The 4,854-nt window shown below is 63.3% G+C and carries 7 protein-coding genes and 1 pseudogene; 3 read left to right on the forward strand and 5 right to left on the reverse strand.

The annotated features are described in order from the left end of the window. The 3 genes and pseudogenes from ACLQI9_RS03755 to ACLQI9_RS03765 form a co-directional block, all read right to left on the reverse strand. The coding region (locus ACLQI9_RS03755) for an IS481 family transposase (RefSeq protein WP_442391072.1) at positions 1-980 on the reverse strand (980 nt) is incomplete at its 3' end. Between the two features lie 374 nt (positions 981-1,354). Further along, positions 1,355-1,507, reverse strand: a pseudogene (locus tag ACLQI9_RS03760) (adenylate/guanylate cyclase domain-containing protein); the annotation flags it as partial. 355 nt (positions 1,508-1,862) lie between these two features. Next, complete coding sequence (locus ACLQI9_RS03765; protein ID WP_442391074.1) at positions 1,863-2,090, reverse strand: hypothetical protein; 228 nt, start codon at positions 2,088-2,090, stop codon at positions 1,863-1,865. A gap of 214 nt (positions 2,091-2,304) precedes the next feature. Between ACLQI9_RS03765 and ACLQI9_RS03770 the strand changes: the two genes are divergently transcribed. The 3 genes from ACLQI9_RS03770 to ACLQI9_RS03780 all read left to right on the forward strand — a co-directional run bounded on the left by ACLQI9_RS03770 (position 2,305) and on the right by ACLQI9_RS03780 (position 4,236). Continuing rightward, a complete protein-coding gene (locus tag ACLQI9_RS03770) occupies positions 2,305-3,228 on the forward strand; it encodes an acyl-ACP desaturase (protein ID WP_442381994.1) in 924 nt (307 codons plus the stop codon). Between the two features lie 438 nt (positions 3,229-3,666). Further along, positions 3,667-3,879, forward strand: coding sequence for a dodecin (locus ACLQI9_RS03775; RefSeq protein WP_442381996.1), 213 nt, complete (start codon positions 3,667-3,669; stop codon positions 3,877-3,879). Between the two features lie 156 nt (positions 3,880-4,035). Continuing rightward, positions 4,036-4,236: a hypothetical protein gene (locus ACLQI9_RS03780; RefSeq protein WP_442391076.1), complete on the forward strand. Its 201-nt coding sequence runs from the start codon at positions 4,036-4,038 to the stop codon at positions 4,234-4,236. 3 nt (positions 4,237-4,239) lie between these two features. Here the strand turns inward: ACLQI9_RS03780 and ACLQI9_RS03785 are convergent, their stop codons facing one another. After that, on the reverse strand, positions 4,240-4,503 hold the full coding sequence (locus tag ACLQI9_RS03785; protein ID WP_442391078.1) for a hypothetical protein: 264 nt from the start codon (positions 4,501-4,503) through the stop codon (positions 4,240-4,242). Positions 4,504-4,699: 196 nt separating this feature from the next. After that, the coding region (locus ACLQI9_RS03790) for a hypothetical protein (RefSeq protein WP_442391080.1) at positions 4,700-4,854 on the reverse strand (155 nt) is incomplete at its 5' end.

Consider the following 4,854-nt stretch of genomic DNA (forward strand, 5'->3'; position numbering starts at 1 on the left):
TGACCTGAGAGGTTAGGTACGCGGCTGGCGGGTGGTTGGCCGCCGAGTGCGGTGTGGCCGCGGTGGTGATTGTAGGTGTGTAGCCAGATGGGGAACTCCTGGCAGCGTTCGGTGTCGCTGGTGTAGAGACGGGCGTAGGCCCATTCGTCAGCCAGGGTGCGGTGGAATCGCTCCACTTTTCCGTTGGTCTGCGGCCGGTAAGGTCGGGTCCGGCGATGCTCGATACCCTCGAGCGCATCTTTGAAAGCGTGGGATCGGTAGCAGGAACCGTTGTCAGTCAACACTTTTCGGACGTCGATGCCGCGCTCGGAAAACCACATGTTTGCCCGGCGCCAGAACGCGGCGGCGGTCTCTTTGCGCTCATTGCTGAGCAGCTCGCTGTAAGCCAGTCGCGAGTGCCCATCTAGGGCGGTGTGCAGAAAATGGTGACCGTGCAGTGGATCGCCATGCTTGCTGCGCTGGCCCGAGCTCGTATCGGCTCGCCAGTTGCGCCTGCCGGCGCTACGGCCCAACATCCGCCAGCCTCCGCCGGCGGGAATCTTGCCAAGTTTCTTGACGTCGACGTGCACCAAGTCCCCGCAACGGCTCGACTCAATGCGGCGGATCACCTGCCCAGTCGGACGGTCCAGCCAGCGCAACCTGGCCATTCGGTAGCGGGTCAAGACCCGGTGCACCGTGGAGGGGTGCAGACCTAACAGGTAACCGATGCGCGCCGGTCCCCACCGCCGCAAAACCCGGATCTTGATGATGCGCCGCTCTGTGCGCGTTGGCGTCCGGGCAGGGCTGTGATGCGGCCGTGAGCTGCGGTCAGCCATCCCCGCCGACCCCGCGGCGCGGTAGCGGCCCGCCCAACGAGCCGCCGTGGTGACCGACACCTGGAAGCGTTCAGCCGCACGGCGCAACGGCCAACCATCTTCGACAACACAACGAGCCAATCTGAGACGACCGGTTTCCGACAACGGGGCATTACGGTGGGACACGAAGACCTCCGGTGATCGAGTGCGTTCTTCAGCAGCTCGCACTTCACTCGGAGGTCTTCGTCATGTCACCACGCCACGCCGTCACCAACGTCCGTGGTCAGTACAACTAGATCTCCCCCGACGCGCGAAAAACGATGCCCTCCCCGTCGTTCTCGTCTGCGGGCGTCAGGAGCATTTCGGTTCACCCGAACTCCGTCCGGCTTCGTTTCCGTCCGGGTCTACAAAATGCTCGTTAGCGCACTGCGACGCCAGCAGACGCGACCTATCCGGTAGTCCGGTTATCCCTCTTCGAGCGCTCGTTCGGGTTTGGCCTGATGATGACGGCTCGCCCTGCGTGGTCGGGCGTCCACGGTTCGGGCCCTCCACCTCTACCTTAGAGAAATAACCACGTCGGCGAAGAGAACCGTGACCTGCTTGTACTCCGCACGGGTATCGCCGTCTTGGACTGGGGAGCCACAGCCGTGACAAAACCGGGCGTTCTCTAGAGGCTCGGTGCCACACGTCCGGCACGCTGCTATGGCCGTTATCCGACCCTCCGCCGATCCCGGGCCCCAGCCTTTCCTGGGTCCTTAAAGGATAGGCGGTTGGCCCCTTCCACGAGGGGCCGGCGTCCACGGTGATTCCGGGACAGAGTTTTGAGAGCCTCGGATCTCGTCTATTTCGAGACCCGGTCCCCTAACGGCTGCAGGCCTGCAGCAGCGTGTTGTAAACGCTTGTCAAGACCCTTCTTAGGACCCCGGCAGGCCCCATGTGTTACCGCATCCGCCCGGGGTTCCGCATCGTGGTATCCAGGGTGGCGGGTCCAGCTAATGCCGGCCGAGGTGCTGCGACCGAAGCGCTGAACCATGCGCATCCAGTGCGCTGACCCGCCAGGTAGAACCGTCAGTCCCCGGTGCCGGTGAGAAACCGCCGCATGGCCATGCCGAGGGAGCTGACACCGAGGAATGTGGTGCCGCCGGCGGTGAACACGGCAGCGGGGTCGGCCTTCACCAGCCAGAACACGGCCGCGGCGAGCACCGCGGCGACCAATCCAGTCAGCAGGACGACGGCGAGCCACAGGCCGCGCACCGTAATGACGTTGTTCTCCATTGCGACTGCCCTCTTCGACATGTTCAGCGCATGTCAGGCGCTTTTCGGAGACGGGCCTCGGTGGGCCGCGCTGCGCGGGGGACAACCGCCGGCCTGACGGTGTTGCAGCAGCAGCGGCGAAAGCTTTTAAGCCTCCGGGTCGCTGCCCACACCTGTATCGATGTATCGACCCAATTCGCCTGCGTTTCGTCAGACCTCTACCTACGGTATCGTAAGTTACGGTAGCGTAGGCAACGTGACAACTTTGCAGACCAGCCTGCTGGCCGAACTCGAGCCCGTCGTGGCAGCCAACCTCGACCGCCACCTCAGCCTGGCGAAGGACTGGCAGCCGCAAGACTACGTGCCCTGGTCCCGCGGGCGTGACTTCGCCTTCCTCGGCGGCAGCGACTGGCAGCCTGAGGACTCGCCGCTCGACCCGGTCGCGCAGACGGCGATGATCGTCAACCTGCTCACCGAGGACAACCTGCCCTCATATCACCGCGAGATCGCCACCCGCTTCGGCCGCGACGGCGCCTGGGGCCAGTGGGTCGGTCGCTGGACGGCCGAGGAGGGCCGGCACGCGATCGCGATACGCGACTACCTCGTCGTCACGCGTGGCGTGGACCCGGTCCGGTTGGAGGCGCTGCGCATGGAGCACATGACGGCGGGCTACGACAGCGGCGACAAGACCATGCTGCAGGCGCTGGCCTACGTCTCGTTCCAGGAGCTGGCCACCCGGATCGCGCACCGCAACACTGGGCGTGCGACTGGCTGCCCCCTTGCCGAGCAGTTGCTCGCTCGCATATCCACGGACGAGAACCTGCATATGGTCTTCTACCGCAACCTGATGGACGCCGCGCTCGACCTCGCGCCCGACGAGGCGATGCAGACGATCCGCGACGAGGTGGTCGGCTTCCAGATGCCTGGCCAGGGTATGACGGACTACGCCAAGAACGCCATCACCATCGCCAAGGCCGGCATCTACGACCTGCGCCTGCACCACGACGCGGTGATCCAGCCCGTGCTGCGGTTCTGGCGGATCTTCGAGCGCACCGACTTTGGCCCGGCCGGCGAGCACGCCCGCGACGAGCTCTCGTTCTTCCTCGCGATGCTCGACGCCAAGGCGAAGCACTACGAGGAGAAGCGCGCCGCCCGCGAGGAGTTACGAAGGACTGCATAACGACGCAACGCGTGTGCTCAGTGGTCGAGGCGGCCCAACAGATCACCAACCGTCGCCATGACGCGAAGCTACACAGCGTCACCGACAACATATTGGCCGCCCCGAGGGGGTGGGTCGAAATCTAGAGGAACGCGACCGGCGTCGCCGATATGGCTCCGAATTGCCGAATCGTGGGTCGGGGTGGCGGGATTTGAACCCACGGCCTCTTCGCCCCGAACGACGGCCATCAGGTAATTGGTATTCGTAGATTGTTAATGGATAATAATGGAAAGACATTGTGGCACAAGGGAAGTACTCAAGTTATCGATAATAATCAGCAGCGTTCCGCTAAAGGAAAAACGTACCCGGTTGCGTACCCGATTAGAAAGATCTGAGGACAAGTTTCCGGGCCTCCCAGCAGGGACTATCCTTCACCCGCCGATCGCAGAAAGGGACGCCATGACCAACCACACCTACCGGGTGATCGAAATAGTCGGTACATCACCCGATGGCGTCGACGCGGCTATCCGCAGCGGGCTGGCCCGAGCGGCAGAGACGACACGCGGACTCGACTGGTTCGAGGTGCAGTCCGTCCGTGGCCACCTGGAGGACGGGCCCGTCGCACACTTCCAGGTGACGCTAAAGGCCGGCTTCCAGCTCGAGGACGCTTAGTTCCGAAGCCTGCAAGGGCACCCCCTCACGCCGACGGGACGCGATGCCCCTATTGGTCTAAGTGTGACTACTGCCTCGCGCTGTCCGGCCAGGTTGGCGACATACGGGTATCGGGTAACGTGCCAGGACGGATGTCCAGTGATCGAGGAGGCGTCGGTGCCGACCGATGAGCGCGCAAACGTGGATGCCACGGATGTCGACCCGGCGGGTGTGGCAAGTCTGGTCAACGCGATCTTCGAGGACCGGATTCCAGTGATACGCCGGCTGGGAATCCGGATTGTCGAGGCGCGAGACGGGTTCGTCGCCGGGGAGGCAACGGCCACTAGGCGGACAGACTTGATCCGTCGGCTCGGTTAGTAGCTATTTGCTTGCGGCTGTCTCTTCCTTAGCTGCCTTAATAACCTCCTTGTTGAAAGCCTTGTCCTTGGCTATCTTGTCCTCGACTGTCTCGTCGTCAGCTGTTGTCTCGTCGTTGGCTGCCTTGGCCTTGGCCGCTAGGGCGTCCTCGTCGTTGCCGTATTTGGAGTTGCCCTCGTCGTCCAGCCAATCGTTGATAGCCGTCCCCGTAATCGCTCCGCCAGTACCCGGCAGCACCAGCGTCGGCCGATCTTTGTAGGAACTCATCATTTCGTGGGCTTTTGCTTTCGCTTCCTCGCTCGGCTCTGGTTTTTCAGAAGGAGTCTGTTGTTATAACCCCGCATCCTTCCCACAGAAGGAAGCGGCATCAAACCCGAAACGGTTCATTTCGCGATCGGATCTCCCAGCCGGGAATGTCGTTTGTGGTGACGACCAGCACGGGCCGACCTTTCTGCGTGCGCGGTTACTTGGCCGCGTGGCTTCCGCCGGTTGCGGCCGGCTCGGCCTTAGGCAGGTCGGGTTCGGCCGACTTGGCCGGCTTGGGGGTGCCGGTGAAGGTCAACACCGCACCTTCGCCGGAGCCCTCGCCATCCCAGTTGTCGACGTCGACGGTGACGA

Origin of the sequence: Mycobacterium sp. (genome assembly GCF_052143115.1) — a bacterium.
Taxonomy (GTDB): domain Bacteria; phylum Actinomycetota; class Actinomycetes; order Mycobacteriales; family Mycobacteriaceae; genus Mycobacterium.

Excerpts from the sequence above, each read along its gene's own strand:
- ACLQI9_RS03765 (WP_442391074.1), bottom strand. The coding sequence starts at position 2,090 with ATGTCGAAGAGGGCAGTCGCAATGGAGAACAACGTCATTACGGTGCGC.
- ACLQI9_RS03775 (WP_442381996.1), top strand. The coding sequence starts at position 3,667 with ATGACCAACCACACCTACCGGGTGATCGAAATAGTCGGTACATCACCC.
- ACLQI9_RS03785 (WP_442391078.1), bottom strand. The coding sequence starts at position 4,503 with ATGAGTTCCTACAAAGATCGGCCGACGCTGGTGCTGCCGGGTACTGGC.